Genomic DNA, 17611 nt, shown 5'->3' with positions numbered 1-17611 from the left:
CCCTCAGCACAGAATCCAGGCCTCTGGCGCCAGAGGCCCGGCGCTCTAGCGCGACTCGACCAAGTGCCGTCCCTGCGCGATGCGCTCGCCAGCGGCGTTGTAGGCCGTCGCGACCAACTCGACGGAGCCCTGCGCGAGGACTTCCGCGTTGAGGTGGCGGTCGTCGTTGGTGTCGATCGAGCCCATGACGGGCTGCGAGGGGTTGTTGATCTGGAACCGGTAGCGGACGGCTTCCGGATGGGACTGCGCGAGGTAGGTCGGCAGGTCGCCCGGGGAGACGATCCGTGGGCCTTTCAGCGTGATCAGGTCCAGGTTCTCAGAAGGAAGTGGGGCAAGCGGCTCCGGCTCGACGGAGTACTCGTGGCACCCGAAGGCGAAGACGGCCAGAAGCAGGACGGGGAGTGCGCGCATGGAAGCGTCGGAATGTGCACGGCAAGAGTACGCGACGGGCACACTTCGCGCCAAGGGCAAACCACAGGATCTTCTCACGCCGCGACATCCCGCCAGAGGCCTCTGGCGCGTCGGGCTAGAACAACTCCGTCAGGCTGGCCTGCATCTCGTGCGCCGAGCCCACCACCTCGCCGCCGGGCATCCCTTCGCGGAGCGTTTTCGCCAGGTCCATGTCCCACGTCCGCGTGCGGAGCGTGATGGGCATGGGGACGGCGTGGCCGAGCAGGAGCACCTGCTGCTTGGAGTCCAGCGAGGCGAGGATCTGGCGGAGGCCGCTGGCGCCCGGCGTGCCCACGAGCGCTGCGGCGATGTCCTTCTCATCCGAGAGCTGCGCCACGAACTTGGTCCCGATCTGGCTCAGCACCTCCTCGTCGATCCCGCTCGGGCGCTGGTCCACGATGAGGAGCGAGACGTAGAACTTCCGCATCTCGCGGGCAATCTTGCCAAACGGCGTCTCACCGGCGACCTCTGGCGAAAGGAAGTGGTGCGCCTCCTCCACGACGACCAGCAGTTGGCGCGGTTCATCCTCGGCTTTCTGGCTGGCTTCGTAGCGGTTGACCTTCTCCTCGTAGATCTGCCGCAGCCGTCGCGCGAGAACGTTGGCTACAAGCAAGTACACCTCTCGCGTGCGGTACCGGCCGAAGTCCAGAACGACGGATTTTCCCTTGTCCAGTGCCTCGAAGATCTGCTCGATCCGGTCCTCCTTCCCGTCCATCCGGTCGGTGTGGAAGAATTCGTGGCGGGTGAAGCGCGAGAGCTTGCGTCGGAGCGCCAGAAGCGAGTTCTCGTTTGCGCCGATCTCGTCCGCGATTTCCTTGAGCCGCTCGCCAGAGGCGTCGATCAGCGTGGCGAGCCAGCGGCTCTTGTACGTCCTGCGCATCAACTCGGCGCTTTCGGCGGCGGTCCGGTTGAGGTCGAGCGTTTTCTGAAGCGGGAGGATGTCCGCCGGCTCGATCTGGTCCGCGTACAACTCAATGGCGGCGTCGAACGACTGGTTCCTCTGGCGCATCGTGGCCGGGTCCAGCGTGAACACCTGCACTTGGGAGCCGAACACGTCCGCAAGACCGGGCGCGAAGGCGCCTTCCTCGTTGCGGCGGCCGCTGCCGTACTCGCCGTGCATGTCGAACACGAGCGCGACGCCGCGGCCGGCTTTCATCGCGCCCGCCAGGAGCAGCCGCGTGAGAAAGCTTTTGCCCGTTCCCGTCTTGCCGAAGACGGCATTGCTGCGCTCCACGAACCGCTGGAGGTCCAGGCAGACGGGCACGCCCTCCATGCCGACGGGATCTCCGACCTCGAAGTACCGGCTGGGATCGGTCGCCTCACTTTTGAACACGCGCGCCACGTCCTCCTCGGTTGCCTCCCCGACGTTGGAGAAGTGACTCGGGATCGTCTTAACCGTCTGCGGGTCGGCGTCGGGCCTCTGGCGGTCGAGGACGAGCTGCGGGCGGAGCGACGCTTTGGCGTAGGTCGCGGACGCGGACTGGAGCACGCGGCGCAAGAGATCATCATCCGGCCCCGGAGGGTGGAGAAGAATGCCCTCGTTAGCGGCGTCGATCTCCAAGTCGGTGATGAGCGCGAAAAAGTCGAGCGTAGCGCCTTCGACGACGCAGAACGTCCCCGCGCGGACGCTTTCGATGGGCCGCTCGGCATCGAGCTTGGCTTCGATGCCGCCGGCGAGGGAGCCGCGGGTCAGGACGCCGAGACGGCGGCGGCGGGTGGAGTCAGGAGCCTGCATGGCTCCAAGGTAGACCTAGCGCTTGGCGTCGGTCTTGAGCAGCGCGCTCTTGTCGCCCTTGCGCCCGAAGAGAGTATCAAGCACGTCCGTCCGCGTGAGAAGCGCCGTCACGCCGGCGAACGCCACGTCCGCCAGAAGCCGCTTGGTCACGCCCAGACGGAAAACGGTTTTGAGCACGCCCTTTACCGTCTTGAACAGCAGCGGGATGATCAGGATCGCGCCCAGGAAACCGAGGGTGACTTCGAGGAGGGAGCGGGTAGCGGTGCTGGGCTGAGCCATCGGACGGGTGTGGGGGAGAGGAGTGCGTGTACCCGCGAGGGCCCGTTGCGTTTCCGGCCGCTGGCGTCTGCGTCCGCGCTTGGCGCGCCTTCCAGGTGCGGGCCTCTGGCGCCAGAGGCCGCCCGTGCGCACCTTGGTCGAGCGCACACGCTCTCCATGCATCTGGATACCCTTCGCGACTACTGCCTCGCCAAGCGTGGCGCCACCGAGAGCCTCCCGTTCGGGCCGGACGCGCTCGTGTTCAAGGTGCGCGGGAAGATGTTCGGCCTCCTCAACCTGGAGCGCTTGCCGCCCGGCATCGGGTTGAAGTGCGACCCCGAGCGAGGGCGCGACCTGCGTGAGCGCTTTCGCGGCGTGACGACCGGGCCGTACCTCAACGGCAGGCACTGGAACCTGGTGCTGCTCCAAGACGACGTGCCGGACACGCTGATCCGCGAACTCGTCGACCACTCCTACGCGCTCGTCGTGGCCAAGCTCACGCGCAAAGAGCGCGCGGCGCTGGACGCGGCGCCAGAGGCCTGAGCACTTCGCCTCTGGCGCGAACGCAACCCAAACAGAAGCGTAGAGACGGCCACCCACCTTCCGACATCATGCGCAGACTCCTCCTTTTTGCCCTTCCGCTCGCCCTCGCTGCGTGCGGAACCGACGCCGATCCCAACCAGGCCGGCCCCGACTCCGCGACCGGACCCGACGGCGCAAGCGCGCCAGGCGTCGGCGAGACCGACGTGAGCAACACGGGCGTCACCTACGCGACGGCGCGGCTGGATCCTCTCGGTGAGAGCAGCGCGACCGGGACCGTCACGTTCACCGAAACCGACGAGGGCCTGCTCGTGGAGTACGACTTCACCGGTCTCGAGCTCGGTGAGCACGGCTTCCACGTCCACGAGAACGGCGCCTGTGGCCGCGGGGACGACGGCACGCTCGGTGGCGCCGCTGGCGGCCACTTCAACCCATACGACGCGCCCCACGGCTCGCGCGAGGGCAGCCGCGACGAGCGCCACGTCGGCGACCTCGGCAACATCACCTCCGCCGTTGGCGGCGTGACTGGCGGCGTCGCCAGAGGCTCGTTTACCGATCCGCTGATCTCGCTCTCCGGCCCGAACTCCATCGTGGACCGCGCGATGATGATCCACTTCAAGGCCGACGACCTTTCCAGCCAGCCCTCGGGCGACGCGGGCGACCGCGTGAGCTGCGGCGTGGTCCAGATCGCGACGGCACCCAACTAGCCTCTGGCGCTCCAGGGCGCCTGCTCAGGATTCATCCCGCCAGAGGCCTCTGGCGCCACGGGATCTACACCGCCCGCTGCCGCATCGCTGGCAGCGGGCGGCTCTAGTTTGTAGAAAACGACCGAGCCCCCGTGAGCGATCAGAACGACCTTTTCCTGAACGAGAAAGACCGCCGGCGCCAGAACATGACGCCGCTCATGCGGCAGTATTGGAAGATCAAGGACCGCAACCCCGGCGCGATCCTCCTCTTCCGCATGGGCGACTTCTACGAGACGTTCGAGGAGGACGCCGTGCTCGTCGCCGACATCCTCGGCATCACGCTGACCAAGCGCGGCAACGGCGCGAGCGAGGACACGCCTTTGGCGGGGTTCCCGCACCACGCCATTGATCAGCACCTGCCCAAACTGGTGCAGGCCGGGCACCGCGTCGCCGTCTGCGAGCAGTTGGAGGACCCGAAGATGGCGCGCAAGATCGTCAAGCGCGGCGTGGTCGAAGTCGTCACGCCGGGCGTGAGCTTCCGCGATACGCTCCTCACGCCCAAGCACTCCACGTACGTCGCGGCCGTGCACTGGGGCGAGGGCCGCGACAAAGGCCGCGCCGGCGTCGCCTTTGCCGATGCCACGACGGGCGAGTTCTACGTCGCCGAGACGAGCGCCGAGCGCGTACCGCACGTTCTCGGGACCATCGCGCCCGCCGAACTTCTCGCGGACAAGCGCCAGAGGCCTCTGGCGCAGCCGCTGGCGACGAGCCTCGGCGCCGCGCTCACGCCGCAAGAGGACTGGGTGTTCGGCGTCGACTTCGCGACCGAGACGTTGCTGCGGCACTTCAAGACGCACAGCCTCAAAGGCTTCGGCGTGGACGACCTCGACCTGGGGACGGTCGCCGCGGGCGCGGTCCTGTACTACCTCGGGGAGACGCAGAAGGGCCGTCTTCCGCACGTTAACCGCATCCGCCGCTACCGCGCCGAAGACCACCTCGCGCTGGATTCCGCTACCAAGCGCAACTTGGAACTCACCGCCAGCATGGCCGACGGCCGGCGAGATGGCTCCCTTGTCGGCGTGCTCGACGCCACGCACACGCCCATGGGCGGGCGCCTCTTGCGCCAGTGGCTCGTCCGCCCGCTGTGCGACGTGGACCGCATCCGCCAGAGGCTGGACGCCGTGGAGGCGCTGTTCGTAGAGCCGTCGCTGCGCCGGAAGGTCCGCGAGGCGCTGCGCCACGTGGGCGATTTGGAGCGCCTCGCGGGCAAGGTCTGCACCGGCCGCGCGACGCCGCGCGATCTCGTCGCGCTCCGGCTCACGCTCGCGCAGATCCCCGAGATCAAAGCCCTTCTCGAACAGGAGGGCGCCGAGCCTCTGGCGGCCATCCGCGGCAAGCTCCACCTCTGCGCCGACATCCGAGACCGCATCGCGGCAACGCTCGTGGACGAGCCCCCGGCCAAGATGGACAGCGGCGGCTACGTGCGCCCCGGCTTCAACGCCGAGCTGGACGAGTTGCGCGAGATCGCTTCGGGCGGCAAAACCTATCTCGCGGAGTTGCAGGCGCGAGAGGCGAAGGCGACCGGGATCACGAGCCTCAAGGTGGGCTACAACCGCGTCTTCGGCTACTACCTCGAGGTCTCGAACGCGCACAAGGGCAAGGCGCCAGAGGCCTGGATCCGCAAGCAGACGCTCGTCAACGCCGAGCGCTACATCACAGACGAGCTCAAGACGTACGAGGAGAAGATCCTGACCGCGCAGGAGCGCAGTTCGGAACTGGAGACCACGCTGTTCGCAGAACTCCGGATGCGCGTGGCCGAAGAGGTAGAACCGCTGCAGGCCAACGCGCGCGCCCTGGCCACGCTGGACGTGTTCGCGAGCTTCGCCGAGAGCGCCGAGCGCAACGGATACGTCCGCCCCGAGGTGGACGGCAGCGCCGTTCTGGAGATCGAGAACGGGCGTCACCCGGTCGTTGAAGCGTCGCTTCCCGCGGGTGAATCATTCATCCCCAACTCCGTTCGGCTCGCGTCGCCGGTGGGGGAGGAGGCGCCTCTGGCGGACGCGTACGGCCAGGTCCTGGTCATCACCGGGCCGAACATGGCGGGCAAGAGCGTGGTCCTGCGGCAGACCGGCCTGATCGTGCTCCTGGCGCAGGTGGGTGCGTTCGTACCGGCCTCTCGCGCGCGCGTGGGCGTCGTGGACGCGCTGTTCACACGCGTGGGCGCCAGCGACAACCTCGCTGCGGGGGAGAGCACGTTCCTCGTGGAGATGAACGAGACGGCGAACATCCTCAACAACGCCACGCCGCGCTCGCTCGTCCTGCTGGACGAAGTGGGGCGGGGGACCAGCACCTTCGACGGGCTCAGCATCGCGTGGAGCATCGTGGAGCACCTCCACGAAGCGCCAGACGTGCAGGCGCGCACGCTTTTCGCGACGCACTACCACGAGCTCAACGCGCTCGCAGACCGGCTGGAGCGCGTCAAGAGCTTTTCGGTTCGCGTGCAGGAGCACGAGGGCCGCGTCGTCTTTCTCCGCACGCTCGTCGCTGGCGGTGCCGACCACTCGTTCGGCATCGAGGTCGCGCGCATGGCCGGACTCCCGCCCGAGGTCGTCAGCCGGGCCAAGGACGTGCTCCGTCACCTGCAGGCGCACGACGTCGCGGCCGAGGTCGGCGTCAGCGGCCACACCGCGCCAGAGGCCTCTGGCGGCGACGGCGCGCTCGCGATGCCGGTCGTCTCCGGCGTCCAGGCCTCTGGCGTCCCGGCGCCCTCGGTGCGCGTGGAGCCGGCCTCGGACCCCGTCGGGGAATCCCTGAAAGCGGAGGTGGCGCGGCTGGATCCCGACCGGATGACGCCGATTGAGGCGCTTATCGCCCTCTCAGAATTGTCAAGATTGCTGGGGAGCGGCACGAAGTGAGCGCGTGCGTAGTTTCGTGCCTTCACCCACACCCCCTCTTCCCATGAAGAAGTTTTTCATCGCGCTGTTCGCGCTCGGCATGACCCTCCCCCTCACCGCATGTGAGGAGACCGCCACCCCCCCCGTGACCGAGGCCGAAGAAGAGGCCTACGAGGAGGGCGCCCCCATCGGCGACCAAGAGGATGTCATCGGCGACGGTGAGATCATCGATGAGCCCGGCGAAATGGAGCCCGGCGAGGCTGACGACACGATCCTCGAAGAGGACCCGATCGTCGACTAAATCGACAGGTCTCACGTGAGACTCGCGCCCCTCGGCTCTAGCCGGGGGGCGTTTTTTGTGGCCTCTGGCGCCAGAGGCCGAACGCGGCACGGCGGGCTGTCGGCTGCAGCGCCGGGTTACACGGCCACTGGCGCGGGGGCTGAGTTAAGACTGCTAAGCGCAACGAGTGAGAGTGCGCCGAGGCCGCCACTGCTGATAGCGAGGAGGATGGTATAAGCCACATCGTACCACGTCCAGATTCTCGTACCAGCTCCCGTGATGACGAGCGGTGCACCCTTCCATGATGCGAACACCGACGACAGTACGCGTTGCCAGAGGAGGAAGGCGAGAGGTGCCAACGACGCGAGAAGCGGGACCGCTGTGCTGAGTAAAACCGAAGCTGCGGCGCCAGAAGCCGCTATCAGAACCGCGAGGATGAAGAGACGCTTCCGAATCGTAACCTTCTCGGTCAACTCCGCAAACACGAAGCAGAACAGGATGAAGGCAGCGGGGACGAAGGCGAGTAGCTCCAAGGCCGTGTAACAGGGGGCCGCTCAACCGCGAAGGGCTGAGGGCTGAGGGCAGGATGATCGAACGAGGCAAAAGTAGCGCCGACGTTCGGGCGAGCCGAGAACGCTGATGCCCTTCGTCGGCTTGCAGCGGCGGGTTATGCAGCCCGAAGTATTTAGTTTGTGGATTCAACCAACCCTGAGAGGTCACTCCCAACAATTTCCGATGGTGGCTCAATTTCCCCAAGCTGCTGAGCGACGTACTCAACCGCCGCCCAAACCTGCGTCTTGCTCAGCTCGCGCCGCGCCTCATCCTTCCAGGTTAACAGGCTCGCTCTCCAATCTTCAATCGTCGCCACTAGGTGAGGTCGGAGATGCCTCGCGACGTAGAGCACCTGGCGTCGGTCCTCATCCATAGCGAGCGACTCGTCGCCGGTGAATATCTCCTCCGCGATACCGCCGCCAATAGACATGGTGATGTAGTCGCCGACAGACGAATCGTCTGAATTTGGCAGCGAGTAGTCGTGCTCAACCCCTGTCATCTCAGCGCTGAGCACCACACGCTTAACATTAAAGCCGAAAAGCAAACAGAGCACGAAGTGACCAGCCTCGTGGTAACAGAGCGCTTCGATCTTGCTCTCAAAGTCTGGGATCACGAGGAAGTGTTAGGCTGCATAACGGATGGGCGCTCAGACGCAGCACGCGCCGAGCAGATCAGACGAGCCCCAGAATACGCCTCTGGCGCCAGAGGCCGAACGCGGCACGGCGTGCTGTCGGACTGCAGCGCCGGGTTCTACGGCCCGGTGTCTAATGAGGGCAGACAACCGCCACCTTGAGTTGTTGCTCCGCCGTTCGGCCTCGACTGACTCGGACGGCCGCGAGGTCCACCAGTTTGGCGTCCGTCTCAAACCGTCCGCTGAAGACGCGCGTTACCGTGGGGCACCCCTGCATCAGATACCTCTCGGGCGGCATCAGCGCAGCGACGAAGTAGGTCCCCGGACGAGCACGCACCTCGAACCGCCCGAGTGAGTCCGTGGTAGTCTCGGCGACCGGGCTACCGGCTTGCCAACGGAAGCGCTGGAGCAGGCCACCTCGGTAGCGAGGGCGGAGTTGAACGGTCACGTTTGGGACTGGAGCGCCAACGCGAGACTCACCCGCCCACCTCGTCACGTCCCCGGTGACGTGCCCATTGTCTCCACTCGCAGCGAGGAGGTTGGAGGAGTCGCATCCTGCCGCCAGCAAGACGACGATGAGGAAGGCGGATCGCTTGAGCACGAGGGCCGTAGAACAGATGGCCGCTCAACCGCGAAGGGCTGAGGGCAGGATGATCGAACGAGGCAAAAGTAGCGCCGACGTTCGGGCGAGCCGAGAGCGCTGACGCCCTTCGTCGGCTTGCAGCGGCGGGTTAGCTGGCACGGGTTTAGGAGGCATTTAAGAAACGCTCTATCAGTCTCCCAGCCGCGCTGAGCTTACGCCATTGGTTGTGATTCAACACAGCTGCTTCAACCGCTCGATACGCCCCTTCTTCTAGGACATACTCATCATGAACCTTGCTTAGGGCGCCTGAGACGACGGCTATTGCATCTTTCAGCGATTTGTAAGCCGCCTCGATGCTTGCGTCGCTGAGCCGGATGGATGTCGTGGCTAAGTCTCCCGATTCTAAGCGTGTGAAGACAGCCAAGCACGGAAGCTGTTCAGTGGAGCGGAGGCCGAAATCACTGAGCAATTGCTTGTTCGCATTGGGTTCTCTCCATACCTGGACCATCATGCTGATCTGCCCAGGCCGCGATCTCGGAAACGTATATCGGCCAGGCTGAGCCCTTACGGCTAGAACGTGCCAGAGTGGACCGGACACTTCGTCAAGCGAAGCCCAGTAGTCCTCGTCGTCGAGCAGCCGCTTGATGTTAGCGTGCTCCCTCGTATACAAGACGATTCCGAAGACCCGTGAGGTGCCATCCCCCGGCACGTGGAGACTAGCGAGTTCAGTAGCCCAGTTCACAGATTGCAGGGTGGGAGTGCCAGCTAACTAGTACTTCAGCGGCACTGAGTGCCGGATGAAGTCCGGAATCGGGACAAAAAGCGGAAGCTGGGCGGTATGAAGCGACGGTTTCCGCACTTCATGCGTCAGAACATCCGTAAAGCGTCCATGTTACGAACGATGCAAAAGCGTGTCTACACGGGCAAGTTTGGCCTCTGGCGTCCCTATGAACCCAGCGCAGACGTCCCCGAAGCTTCAAGAGCGGGTCCGCACAGCCGCACTCGTGCGGCACCTGAGTGCTGCCACGCTCACCACCTATTGGTACTGGATCAAGCGCTACATCCGCTATCACGGCACGCACCACCCGCGTGAGATGTCAGAGCCCGAGGTGCAGGCATTTCTCACGCACCTCGCCGTGGAGCGCAACATCGCGGCCAGCACACAGGTCCTGGCGCTGTCGGCGCTCCTGTTCCTGTACGATGCCGTGCTGGGCCGCCCGCTCGACGCCGTCAACGGCATCGTCCGCGCGACAAAGCCCCCGCGCATCCCGACCGTGCTGAGCAAGACGGACATCTCTGCCCTGCTGCATCGCATGGAGGGAACGCCCAAGACCGTCGCTTCCCTCCTGTACGGAGCGGGGCTACGCCTCCGAGGTGCCCTCCGGCTTCGGGTGAAGGATCTGGACCTGGAGCGGAATCAGCTCACCGTGCAGCAAGGCAAAGGGCGAAAGGACCGCGTGAGCATCGTGCCCCTTTCTCTTACCGAGGCGCTCGCGTTCCAGCGCGACCGCGTCCGACGCCTCCACGCGCGCGATCTCGCCAGAGGCTACGGCGAAGCCCGCCTCCCACACGCCCTAGGCGCCAAGTACAGCCGCGCCGCCTGGGAGATCGGATGGCAGTTTCTCTTTCCCTCCCGGCAACTCTCACGCGATCCAGAGACCGGCCGCACGCATCGCCACCATCTCTCGCCCTCCGTCGTGCAAAAGGCCGTGCGCCGTGCGGCCCGCGAGGCCGGCCTCGAAAAGCGCACGACGTGCCACACGCTTCGGCACTCGTTCGCGACGCACCTACTCGAATCCGGGACCGATATCCGAACCGTTCAGGATCTCCTGGGCCACGCGAAGATCAAGACGACGCAGATCTACCTCCACGTCGCCGACCTCAACGGCCGCGGCATCCGTAGCCCGCTGGACGCCCTGGCCTGAGCGCCCACGCGCGCCTCAGGCGTCTTGGCCTCTGGCGCCAGAGGCTCAGGAGCGCTTCATCGCCAGCATCGCCGCGAGGGCGTAGGCGGGCACCCACAGCCACCAGATCGAGACCGTCGCGTCCAACAGGTCCAGCGTGGCCGCGAGCGTGCCGGAGACGAAGAGCGCGCCCGCGAGGAGCGCCGAGCGCAGCCCCGCCAGAGGCGAGCCGCCGGGCTGCCGGATCTTGGTCTCCAGGAAGCGCAGACCCTCGGCCGCCAGGCTCGGGCTCTTGATCAGGAGGTCGACAAGCTCCGGCGCATTGCGGAAGCTTTCCTTGAGCAGCGTCGCCGGGTTGAACTGGCGTCGGAACAGGCGCGAGACGTGCTTCTGGCTCACGTCCGCCACGTCGATGCCCGGAATCAGCGCGTTGCCCACGCCCTCGAACGTCACGAGCGCCTTGGTCATCAGCACGAGCTCGATGGGGAAGTACATCCGGTACGTGCCGCCCAGGCTCACGCTCTCCATGATGAGCTGCGCGATGGAGAAGTCTCCGTACTTGCTCGCGCGGTAGAAGCGGCGGCAGATCTCGGCCACGGCGCGCTGGAACCCCGCCGTGTCGCTTTTCGGCCCGGCCTCGGCCACGCTCGTGAGGTACCGCGCCGCGTTCTCCGCGTCGCCCGTCACGAGGGAGAAGTAGTAGTACATCAGCGTCCGCCTGAGCTCGCCGTCGAAGTACCCCACCATACCAAGGTCGATGAATCCGATCTTGGGCTCGGTCTTGCCCGTGGCCGGGTCCGGCGCGGTGTCCAGCAAGAAGAGGTTGCCCGGGTGCAGGTCGGCGTGGAAAAAGCCGTCCTGGTACAGCATCCGGATAATGCTCCTGGCGCCCAGGTCCACGATCTCCTCTCGCACCGCCAGAGGCAGCGTCGTAGCCGCGGGCATGTCCGGCCGGATGCCGTCGAACAGCTCCATCGTCATCACGAGCCGCGAGGAGAGGTCGCGGTAGATGCGCGGGAAGCGGATCTGCGGCATGTCCGCGAAGTTGAGCGCAAGCTGCTCCGCGTTGTCCGCCTCGCGCCGCAGGTCCACCTCGCGGAGGGTGTATTCCGCGAACTCGTCCAGGATGCGCTTGGGCTGGTAGCGCGAGAAAAAGATCTGCAGGAAGCGCCCCGCGAAACCAAGCAGCCGCGCGTCCCGCTTCAGGATCACGTAGATGTGCGGCTTGACCACCTTGAGGATCACGTTCTCCCCCGGCGCCTCTGGCGTGCCCAGCGTGCGCGCGCGATGGATCTGACCGATGCTCGCGCTGCCGATCGGCGTCGGGTCGATCCACTCGAACATCTCGTCGATGGGCCGCCCGAGGCCTCTGGCGACGCGGTCCTGGTACTCCGGGAACGGCATGACCGGGAGACGGTCCAGCAGGTTTTTCAGCTCCTCGGTGATAAACGCCGGCAGGATGTCCTCGCGGAGGGCCAGCACCTGCCCCAGCTTGATGTAGGTCGGCCCGAGAAGCTCCAATCGGCGGCGGAGCTGCGTTTCCAGCGGCAACCGGCGGAGCTCTCGCGAGGTAAACGGCCGCACGAAAAACGCCGCGATGCGGATCAGAAAGAGGGGGAACCCCTTTACCCACGCGAACTGCTCCCGGTCTCGCGCGACGGCCACCGCGCTGCCGTACACGAGCCCGATGGAGTGCCGCAGGATGGTGAAGTAGCGCCGCACGAGCGTCGGCGGTGGGCCGAGCTCCATCACTTCGAAGCCGGCCTCTTGCGCCGCGAGGGTGCCCGCATCGACCTCCACCTCGGGCTTCTGGCGCCGCGCGAGCTTGCGCAACTCACGGACGATGACCCGCTCGCTTTCGGCGGGCGTCGTCTTGGTCTGCCGCACGCGGGAGGAGATCACCGAGACCGGTCCCGGCGCGGCTTCGGCGCGGACCGCCGCGCTCCCGCCAGAGGCCGCTGGCGTCTCGGCGTGCTCAATCTCTTCGCTCAGCGTCTCGCCCTCGGCGTTCTCGGTCGGCTCGGCGCCTGCGGGCGGCACGTCGTCTGGCCCCGAGCCCTCGGCGCCGTCGCCAGAGGCGGGCGTGACGTAGGGGCGGTGCGCGTCGGGGACCGTCTCCGAGAACGGGACGGTCTCCTCTGGCGAGTCGAGGTCAGGGCGGTCGGCCATGCGTCAGTCTACCATCGGGGCGGGGGGAGGCTCCCGGGGCCTCTGGCGAATGGGGGGGATCGGCCCGGAACGCGAGCCTCCGGCGTAACCGATCCGACGTATTGAGCAACACAGCCTACCGAGTCGCCTTTAGGGCAGCGCAGCAGTCGCGAACGCCACAGCGGTCCGGCCGGTGGACACACCGGCGGTGTGTCCCTACGGGAGGCCAGGGCGCGCCTCTGGCGCCAGAGGCCGCTCTGAACGCCAGAGGTCAGGACTGCATCCCTCGATTCCGAATCGCCCTTACCGGTTGCGGCCGTACTTCTCGTGGGACGAAACCCAGTCGTTGGACGAGATCGCGCTCGCGAGGCTGATCTCGCCCGCGAGGACGACGCCCGCGATGATCTCGGCCAGCTTGCGCACCTTGTCCTTGCCGTAGCAGCCCATCATCTCCAGGCTCTCGCGCTGCGTCGCCAGCCCCGTCCCGCCGCCGTACGTCGCGACGATCAGGCTCGGGATCGTGATGGACATGAACAGATCGTCGTCGTCGGTGTGCTCGGCGTAGAGGATCGCGGCGGAGGACTCCGAGACGTTTGCGACGTCCTGGCCTGTGGCGATAAACATGGCCGTGATCCCGTTGGGGCTGTGGAGGCCGTTGTTGTTCGCGCCCGAGAGCACCGAGCCGATGCCGGCGGCCACGCCCCAGTGGTAGGCCAGCCCCTTGGGCTCCACGCGCATGTGCTGGCGCAGCACGTCGCCCGAGATCTTGCACTCCGCGGTGACGCGCTTGCCGCGCGTCCGCATGATGTTGACCATCGAGGCCTTCTTGTCCGTCGCGAAGTTGGACTCCAGGTAGAAGCGCCGGATGCCGGGCGCGTTTTCCAAGATCCACGAGCACGCCGCGAAGGTGGCCCGGCCCACCATGTTCTGCCCGGCCGCGTCCCCCGTGTGGAAGTTGAAGCGGCAGAACGCGAAGTGGTTGGAGAGGTACGTGTCGATGTACTGCAGCTTGCCAACGCTCGTCGTCGATTCCGCCTGAGCGGCGATCTCGTCGAAGTTCTCGTCCAGCCACGTGCGGAAGTCGCGGGCGCCTCTGGCGTTCTCGAAGATGAAGACCGGCGCGCGCTGCATGGAGTCGTCCGAGACCGTGCAGGTGACCCCGCCCGAGAGGTTGAGCACCTTCATGCCCCGGTTGTAGCTCGCCACGAGCGTGCCCTCGGTCGTCGCCATCGGGATGTAAAATTCGCCCTGCGCGTACTCGCCGTTGACCCGGAGCGGCCCCGCGATGCCGAGCGGGATCTGCGCCACGCCCGTAAATGCCTCGATGTTGCCTTGCAGGCCTTGCGGATCGAACGAGTAGCTCGGGATGTGCTCCAGCGTGGTCCCGGCGTGCTCCTCGATAAACCGCTGGCGCGTCTTGATCGCCTCCTCGCCGTAGTCGTCCTCGGCGATGCGCGGCACCTTTTTCTCGTCCAGCGCTGGGCGCTCTGCCTGGATGGAGTCCTTGACTTTGAACTTGAGCGGGCCCATCCCCTCGATCTCGAACTCCAGCTTGATCTCGTGGACGCCCTCGTCCACGGTCACGCCCGGCGCCATCACGTGGACCACCTGGCGGAGGGGGAACTGGACGGGGTTGGTCGAGGAGATGTCGCTCGCGTCGAACCGCTCCCCGCCTTCCACGCTAAGCGTGAGCCGGTCGGCCGAGACTTCCTGCCCGCCGATCGTGACGCGCTTGAGCCCGGTCAGTTTGGCGTCGGTCAGGCGGTTCTTGAGCGAAAACTGGGCGCCAGAGGCCGTGGGCGTGAGGCTGCCGTTGGTGTAAAGCTGCCGGAGGACGAGGGAAGGGATTTTCATCGCGAGGGGAAGACCAAAGGGAGGTTGTGAACCTACGGAGAACGAAGCGCTTCCGAGAGGGCCTCTGGCGTGGCGCGCTCAGCCCAGGTCAATCCACATCACGTAGTGCCCGCCAATGCCCGGCATGTCAAACTCCTCGCCGACGGCGGTCCAGCCCATCCGCTCATAAAACCCGAGCGCTCCGATCCGCGCGTTGCACCACAGAAAGCGCCCGCCAGAGGCCCGGATGTGCTCAAAGCACGCGAGGAGCACCTCGCGTCCGAGTCCTGTGCTCCGGGCGATGTCGCTTGTCGCCATGCCGCGCAGGCGGAACGTGGCGGACGTGCCGTACGCCTCCTCGGAGATGTCTCCGCGATGGGCCTCTGGCGGCGGCTCCGGGTAAACCGTCGCGATGCCGTGGATCTCGTCGCCGATAAAACCGCCGGCGTGGAACGCCAGAGGCGCGTCGTCGCCGGGGTAGACGAGGGATTCCGGCGTGCGGCCGGGGCGCAGGACTTCGGCGCGGAGGGGGCGGACGGCGGACGCGGGGACGGAGCGGACGGTCATCGCAGAGGGCGCAGGCGAGCGGTGGGGGAGACCCCGAAAAGCTAGGCGCGTGGACCCGGTCCCGGCGCGCGAGGTCGGACGCGCATGACCGTTTCCCGCGAGCGATTCCTCGCCGTCCACGACGCGCTGTGCCAAGAGCACGGCTGCCCCATCGACTGGTTCTCCAGCAAGGACCCGCTGAGCGAACTCGTCTCCGCGCTGCTCTCGCATCGGACCAAGAACGCGGACAGCGCCCGCGCCTACCGCGCGCTCCGCGATCGCTTCCCCTCGTGGGAAGCCGTGCGCGATGCGCCGACGCCAGAGGTGGAGGCGGCCATCGCGCCGTGCACGTGGCCCGAGCAAAAGGCGCCGAGGCTTCAGGCCGTGCTGAAAGCCATCGGCGACCGGCGGCCGGCTCCGGACCTGTTCACGGCGGAGGCCCCTGGCGCCAGAGGCCTCTCGCTGGACTGGCTCGCGGACCTCGGCGTGCGGGAGGCGCGCGCGTGGCTGGAGACGATCCCGGGCGTCGGGCCAAAGACGAGCGCGGCGGTCTTGCTGTTCAGCCGCTTGCGGATGCCGGCGCTGCCCGTGGATAGCCATCACCACCGCGTGGCGCAACGACTGGGGTGGATTCCCGAGAAGATGCCGGTTGGCCCGTCGCACGAGGCGCTGGAAGCGATGCTCCCAGAGGAGTGGGGCGCGCGCGAGGTGTACGACCACCACGAAGTGCTGATGCTCCACGGGCAGCGCGTCTGCCACTGGCGGACGCCGGAGTGCGAGCGGTGCGTGGTCCTGGAGTTGTGCCCGTTCGGGCAGCGGCGGCAGGAAAAGGTGACCTCTGTTGAAACATAGGTTGTTGTAACAGGTATTGAGGCCACACCTCACAACCCCACCCCATGTCAGATCTCAAAGAGAAGGTCGAAGACCTCAACAACCGCATCCTCAACGGCGACATCCTCGGCGCGTTCGAGGACTACTACGCCGAGAACGTCGTGATGATCGACGCCGGTCAGCCGCCGCGCGAGGGCAAGGACATCAACCGCACGTACGAGGAGGCCTTCGTCAACGGCCTCTCCGAGTTCCGCGGTGCCGAGGTCAAGGCCGTCGCGATCGACGAGGACAAGGGCAAGGCGCTCGTCGAGTGGCACTTCGACTTCACGCACAACGACTACGGCGTGCAGAAGTACGACCAGGTCGCTGTCCAGACGTGGAAGGACGGCCAGATCGTGGAGGAGCGCTTCTACAAGCTGTAGGCGCTCGCGCCCGCTCAAACAGAGAGCCCGCTCCGGTACGTCGGAGCGGGCTCTTTTCGTCGCGAGAGGCCTCTGGCGGGAGGAGCCGAGTAGCAGCGCCACGCCAGAGGCCTGGGACGCTTACTCGCTCGGTGTGAGGTAGCCGCCCAACTCGTCCCGCCCGCGCGGCGAGATCTGGGGGCCCTGCTGAGCGAAGGGCTGGCTCTCGCACACGCCCGCGTCGTAGTCGCCGACCTCGCGGATGACCTCGCGGCGCGAGGGCTCCACCCGCCGGCCTTCGATCTCGCTGGCGATCACGCGCACGAGCAAGTCGTTGAGCTTGGTCACGACAAAGCACTCCACTTTGGGCTCCTGGTGGCTACGGCCGATGCCGGAGTCGTCGGTCAGGAATAGGTGGCGGCCCTGCGTGAGCGCGGCGGCGGTGCGCATCACCACTTCGGCGGTCTCAGCCACGCCGCTGGCGGCGAGCGGGTACACGCGCACGCCAGAGGCCCTCGCGCGACGCACGTGCGCCATCATGTCGTCGATGTTGCCATCGTGCGGCGGCGCGTCGGCGACGAGGAAGAGGAGGCGCGTGGCGCCCGGACGCCAGTCGAGATCGAGGGCGGCCCGGAAGGCCTCGTCCATCGCCTCCGGGTAGTCGCCGCCGCCAGAGGCGCGGAGGTCGCTGAGCTGACCCTGCATCCGCTGGATGTCGCTGGTGAACGGGTAGTCGCGGACCACGAACTCGTCGCCCTGGTCGCGGTAGGCGACGAGGCCGAAGCGGAGGTCGACGCCATCGTAGCGGCTCTTGAGGCGCTCCACGATGGACTGGAACTCCTCGGTGAGGTAGTTCAACTCGTCGCCCATGCTGCCGGTCACGTCGATCGTGAACGCGATGTCCATCTGGCGCGTGCGGCCGGGAGCGTCGCCCGCGAGGCGGATCGTGACCTCCCGGTCGGCGCCCAGGCGGTTGAGCCGGATGCGCTCCTCGGTCGCGCCGCGTTGCCCCGCGAGCGTCACGGACAGCTCCAGGTCCCGCACGCCCTGGCCGAAGTCGTAGGTCGGGAAGAGTTCGAGCCGTCCGTCGGTCCCTGCCTGCGTCACCAGCCCGCCGGCGCGGCGTCCGCCAGAGGCCTCGACGCGCACCTGCGCGTTCGCGACCGGCGCGCCCACGCGGTCCACGATGCGAACCGTCACACGGTCCGCTAGGTCGAGGTCGCCGATCAGCCTCTGGCGCTGCTCGGAGACGAGCGAGCGGCCGAGCCAGCCGAGGAAGTACTCGTAGTTGAGGTGGTCGTCCACGTCGCCGGCGGTGAGGAGGCCGGGAGCGGGACGC

17 protein-coding genes are annotated in these 17611 nt (G+C 66.7%); 7 read left to right on the top strand and 10 right to left on the bottom strand.

What is annotated here, in order from left to right; all coding sequences use genetic code 11:
* Positions 1-45 precede the first annotated feature (45 nt).
* The 3 genes from BSZ36_RS08010 to BSZ36_RS08000 all read right to left on the bottom strand — a co-directional run bounded on the left by BSZ36_RS08010 (position 46) and on the right by BSZ36_RS08000 (position 2464).
* A complete protein-coding gene (locus BSZ36_RS08010) occupies positions 46-411 on the bottom strand; it encodes a hypothetical protein (protein WP_094547680.1) in 366 nt (121 codons plus the stop codon).
* A gap of 115 nt (positions 412-526) precedes the next feature.
* Complete coding sequence (locus BSZ36_RS08005) at positions 527-2185, bottom strand: ATP-binding protein (RefSeq protein WP_094547678.1); 1659 nt, start codon at positions 2183-2185, stop codon at positions 527-529.
* Positions 2186-2200: 15 nt separating this feature from the next.
* Positions 2201-2464: a hypothetical protein gene (locus tag BSZ36_RS08000; RefSeq protein ID WP_094547676.1), complete on the bottom strand. Its 264-nt coding sequence runs from the start codon at positions 2462-2464 to the stop codon at positions 2201-2203.
* Positions 2465-2620: 156 nt separating this feature from the next.
* Between BSZ36_RS08000 and BSZ36_RS07995 the strand changes: the two genes are divergently transcribed.
* From BSZ36_RS07995 to BSZ36_RS07980, 4 genes are all read left to right on the top strand, one after another.
* On the top strand, positions 2621-2986 hold the full coding sequence (locus BSZ36_RS07995; protein WP_094547675.1) for an MmcQ/YjbR family DNA-binding protein: 366 nt from the start codon (positions 2621-2623) through the stop codon (positions 2984-2986).
* A gap of 68 nt (positions 2987-3054) precedes the next feature.
* The gene (locus BSZ36_RS07990; RefSeq protein WP_094547673.1) at positions 3055-3690 is read left to right on the top strand and encodes a superoxide dismutase family protein; all 636 of its coding nucleotides are present in this window, start codon (positions 3055-3057) and stop codon (positions 3688-3690) included.
* A gap of 197 nt (positions 3691-3887) precedes the next feature.
* On the top strand, positions 3888-6584 hold the full coding sequence (gene mutS, locus BSZ36_RS07985) for a DNA mismatch repair protein MutS (RefSeq protein WP_094551240.1): 2697 nt from the start codon (positions 3888-3890) through the stop codon (positions 6582-6584).
* A gap of 43 nt (positions 6585-6627) precedes the next feature.
* Positions 6628-6864 carry a hypothetical protein gene (locus BSZ36_RS07980; RefSeq protein WP_094547671.1) on the top strand — a complete coding sequence of 79 codons (237 nt, stop codon included), beginning with the start codon at positions 6628-6630 and terminating at the stop codon, positions 6862-6864.
* Between the two features lie 116 nt (positions 6865-6980).
* On the opposite strand, the gene BSZ36_RS07975 is transcribed toward BSZ36_RS07980, so the two are convergent.
* From BSZ36_RS07975 to BSZ36_RS07965, 3 genes are all read right to left on the bottom strand, one after another.
* Positions 6981-7376, bottom strand: a complete 396-nt coding sequence (locus tag BSZ36_RS07975; RefSeq protein WP_094547669.1) for a hypothetical protein — start codon at positions 7374-7376, stop codon at positions 6981-6983.
* A gap of 152 nt (positions 7377-7528) precedes the next feature.
* Complete coding sequence (locus BSZ36_RS07970) at positions 7529-8008, bottom strand: hypothetical protein (RefSeq protein WP_094547667.1); 480 nt, start codon at positions 8006-8008, stop codon at positions 7529-7531.
* A gap of 151 nt (positions 8009-8159) precedes the next feature.
* Positions 8160-8627, bottom strand: coding sequence for a carboxypeptidase-like regulatory domain-containing protein (locus BSZ36_RS07965; RefSeq protein WP_094547665.1), 468 nt, complete (start codon positions 8625-8627; stop codon positions 8160-8162).
* Positions 8628-9556: 929 nt separating this feature from the next.
* Between BSZ36_RS07965 and BSZ36_RS07960 the strand changes: the two genes are divergently transcribed.
* A complete protein-coding gene (locus BSZ36_RS07960; RefSeq protein WP_094547663.1) occupies positions 9557-10534 on the top strand; it encodes an integron integrase in 978 nt (325 codons plus the stop codon).
* A 45-nt stretch (positions 10535-10579) separates the two neighbouring features.
* Here the strand turns inward: BSZ36_RS07960 and BSZ36_RS07955 are convergent, their stop codons facing one another.
* The 3 genes from BSZ36_RS07955 to BSZ36_RS07945 form a co-directional block, all read right to left on the bottom strand.
* The gene (locus BSZ36_RS07955; RefSeq protein ID WP_094547661.1) at positions 10580-12682 is read right to left on the bottom strand and encodes an ABC1 kinase family protein; all 2103 of its coding nucleotides are present in this window, start codon (positions 12680-12682) and stop codon (positions 10580-10582) included.
* Between the two features lie 282 nt (positions 12683-12964).
* Positions 12965-14515 carry a hydroxymethylglutaryl-CoA reductase gene (locus tag BSZ36_RS07950; protein ID WP_094547657.1) on the bottom strand — a complete coding sequence of 517 codons (1551 nt, stop codon included), beginning with the start codon at positions 14513-14515 and terminating at the stop codon, positions 12965-12967.
* A 78-nt stretch (positions 14516-14593) separates the two neighbouring features.
* Positions 14594-15061 carry a GNAT family N-acetyltransferase gene (locus tag BSZ36_RS07945; RefSeq protein ID WP_094547655.1) on the bottom strand — a complete coding sequence of 156 codons (468 nt, stop codon included), beginning with the start codon at positions 15059-15061 and terminating at the stop codon, positions 14594-14596.
* Between the two features lie 84 nt (positions 15062-15145).
* Here BSZ36_RS07945 and BSZ36_RS07940 point away from each other — a divergent pair, with 84 nt between their 5' ends.
* Both BSZ36_RS07940 and BSZ36_RS07935 read left to right on the top strand, forming a co-directional pair.
* The gene (locus BSZ36_RS07940; protein WP_094547653.1) at positions 15146-15892 is read left to right on the top strand and encodes an endonuclease III domain-containing protein; all 747 of its coding nucleotides are present in this window, start codon (positions 15146-15148) and stop codon (positions 15890-15892) included.
* 44 nt (positions 15893-15936) lie between these two features.
* Positions 15937-16293, top strand: coding sequence for a nuclear transport factor 2 family protein (locus BSZ36_RS07935; RefSeq protein WP_094547651.1), 357 nt, complete (start codon positions 15937-15939; stop codon positions 16291-16293).
* Between the two features lie 120 nt (positions 16294-16413).
* Here the strand turns inward: BSZ36_RS07935 and BSZ36_RS07930 are convergent.
* On the bottom strand, positions 16414-17611 hold a 1198-nt coding region (locus tag BSZ36_RS07930), incomplete at its 5' end, for a vWA domain-containing protein (protein WP_179271087.1).

Origin of the sequence: Rubricoccus marinus (assembly GCF_002257665.1) — a bacterium.
Taxonomy (GTDB): domain Bacteria; phylum Bacteroidota; class Rhodothermia; order Rhodothermales; family Rubricoccaceae; genus Rubricoccus; species Rubricoccus marinus.
Note: the sequence above shows the minus strand (reverse complement) of the source record. Positions and strands in the feature narration are given on the sequence as shown.

What these genes read in the sequence shown, in the direction of transcription:
- BSZ36_RS07950 (WP_094547657.1), bottom strand. Translation starts at nt 14,515, where the DNA reads ATGAAAATCCCTTCCCTCGTCCTCCGGCAGCTTTACACCAACGGCAGC.
- BSZ36_RS07980 (WP_094547671.1), top strand. Translation starts at nt 6,628, where the DNA reads ATGAAGAAGTTTTTCATCGCGCTGTTCGCGCTCGGCATGACCCTCCCC.
- BSZ36_RS07990 (WP_094547673.1), top strand. Translation starts at nt 3,055, where the DNA reads ATGCGCAGACTCCTCCTTTTTGCCCTTCCGCTCGCCCTCGCTGCGTGC.
- mutS (WP_094551240.1), top strand. Translation starts at nt 3,888, where the DNA reads ATGCGGCAGTATTGGAAGATCAAGGACCGCAACCCCGGCGCGATCCTC.
- BSZ36_RS08000 (WP_094547676.1), bottom strand. Translation starts at nt 2,464, where the DNA reads ATGGCTCAGCCCAGCACCGCTACCCGCTCCCTCCTCGAAGTCACCCTC.
- BSZ36_RS07995 (WP_094547675.1), top strand. Translation starts at nt 2,621, where the DNA reads ATGCATCTGGATACCCTTCGCGACTACTGCCTCGCCAAGCGTGGCGCC.
- BSZ36_RS07935 (WP_094547651.1), top strand. Translation starts at nt 15,937, where the DNA reads ATGTCAGATCTCAAAGAGAAGGTCGAAGACCTCAACAACCGCATCCTC.
- BSZ36_RS08010 (WP_094547680.1), bottom strand. Translation starts at nt 411, where the DNA reads ATGCGCGCACTCCCCGTCCTGCTTCTGGCCGTCTTCGCCTTCGGGTGC.
- BSZ36_RS07940 (WP_094547653.1), top strand. Translation starts at nt 15,146, where the DNA reads ATGACCGTTTCCCGCGAGCGATTCCTCGCCGTCCACGACGCGCTGTGC.
- BSZ36_RS07955 (WP_094547661.1), bottom strand. Translation starts at nt 12,682, where the DNA reads ATGGCCGACCGCCCTGACCTCGACTCGCCAGAGGAGACCGTCCCGTTC.
- BSZ36_RS07960 (WP_094547663.1), top strand. Translation starts at nt 9,557, where the DNA reads ATGAACCCAGCGCAGACGTCCCCGAAGCTTCAAGAGCGGGTCCGCACA.
- BSZ36_RS07945 (WP_094547655.1), bottom strand. Translation starts at nt 15,061, where the DNA reads ATGACCGTCCGCTCCGTCCCCGCGTCCGCCGTCCGCCCCCTCCGCGCC.
- BSZ36_RS08005 (WP_094547678.1), bottom strand. Translation starts at nt 2,185, where the DNA reads ATGCAGGCTCCTGACTCCACCCGCCGCCGCCGTCTCGGCGTCCTGACC.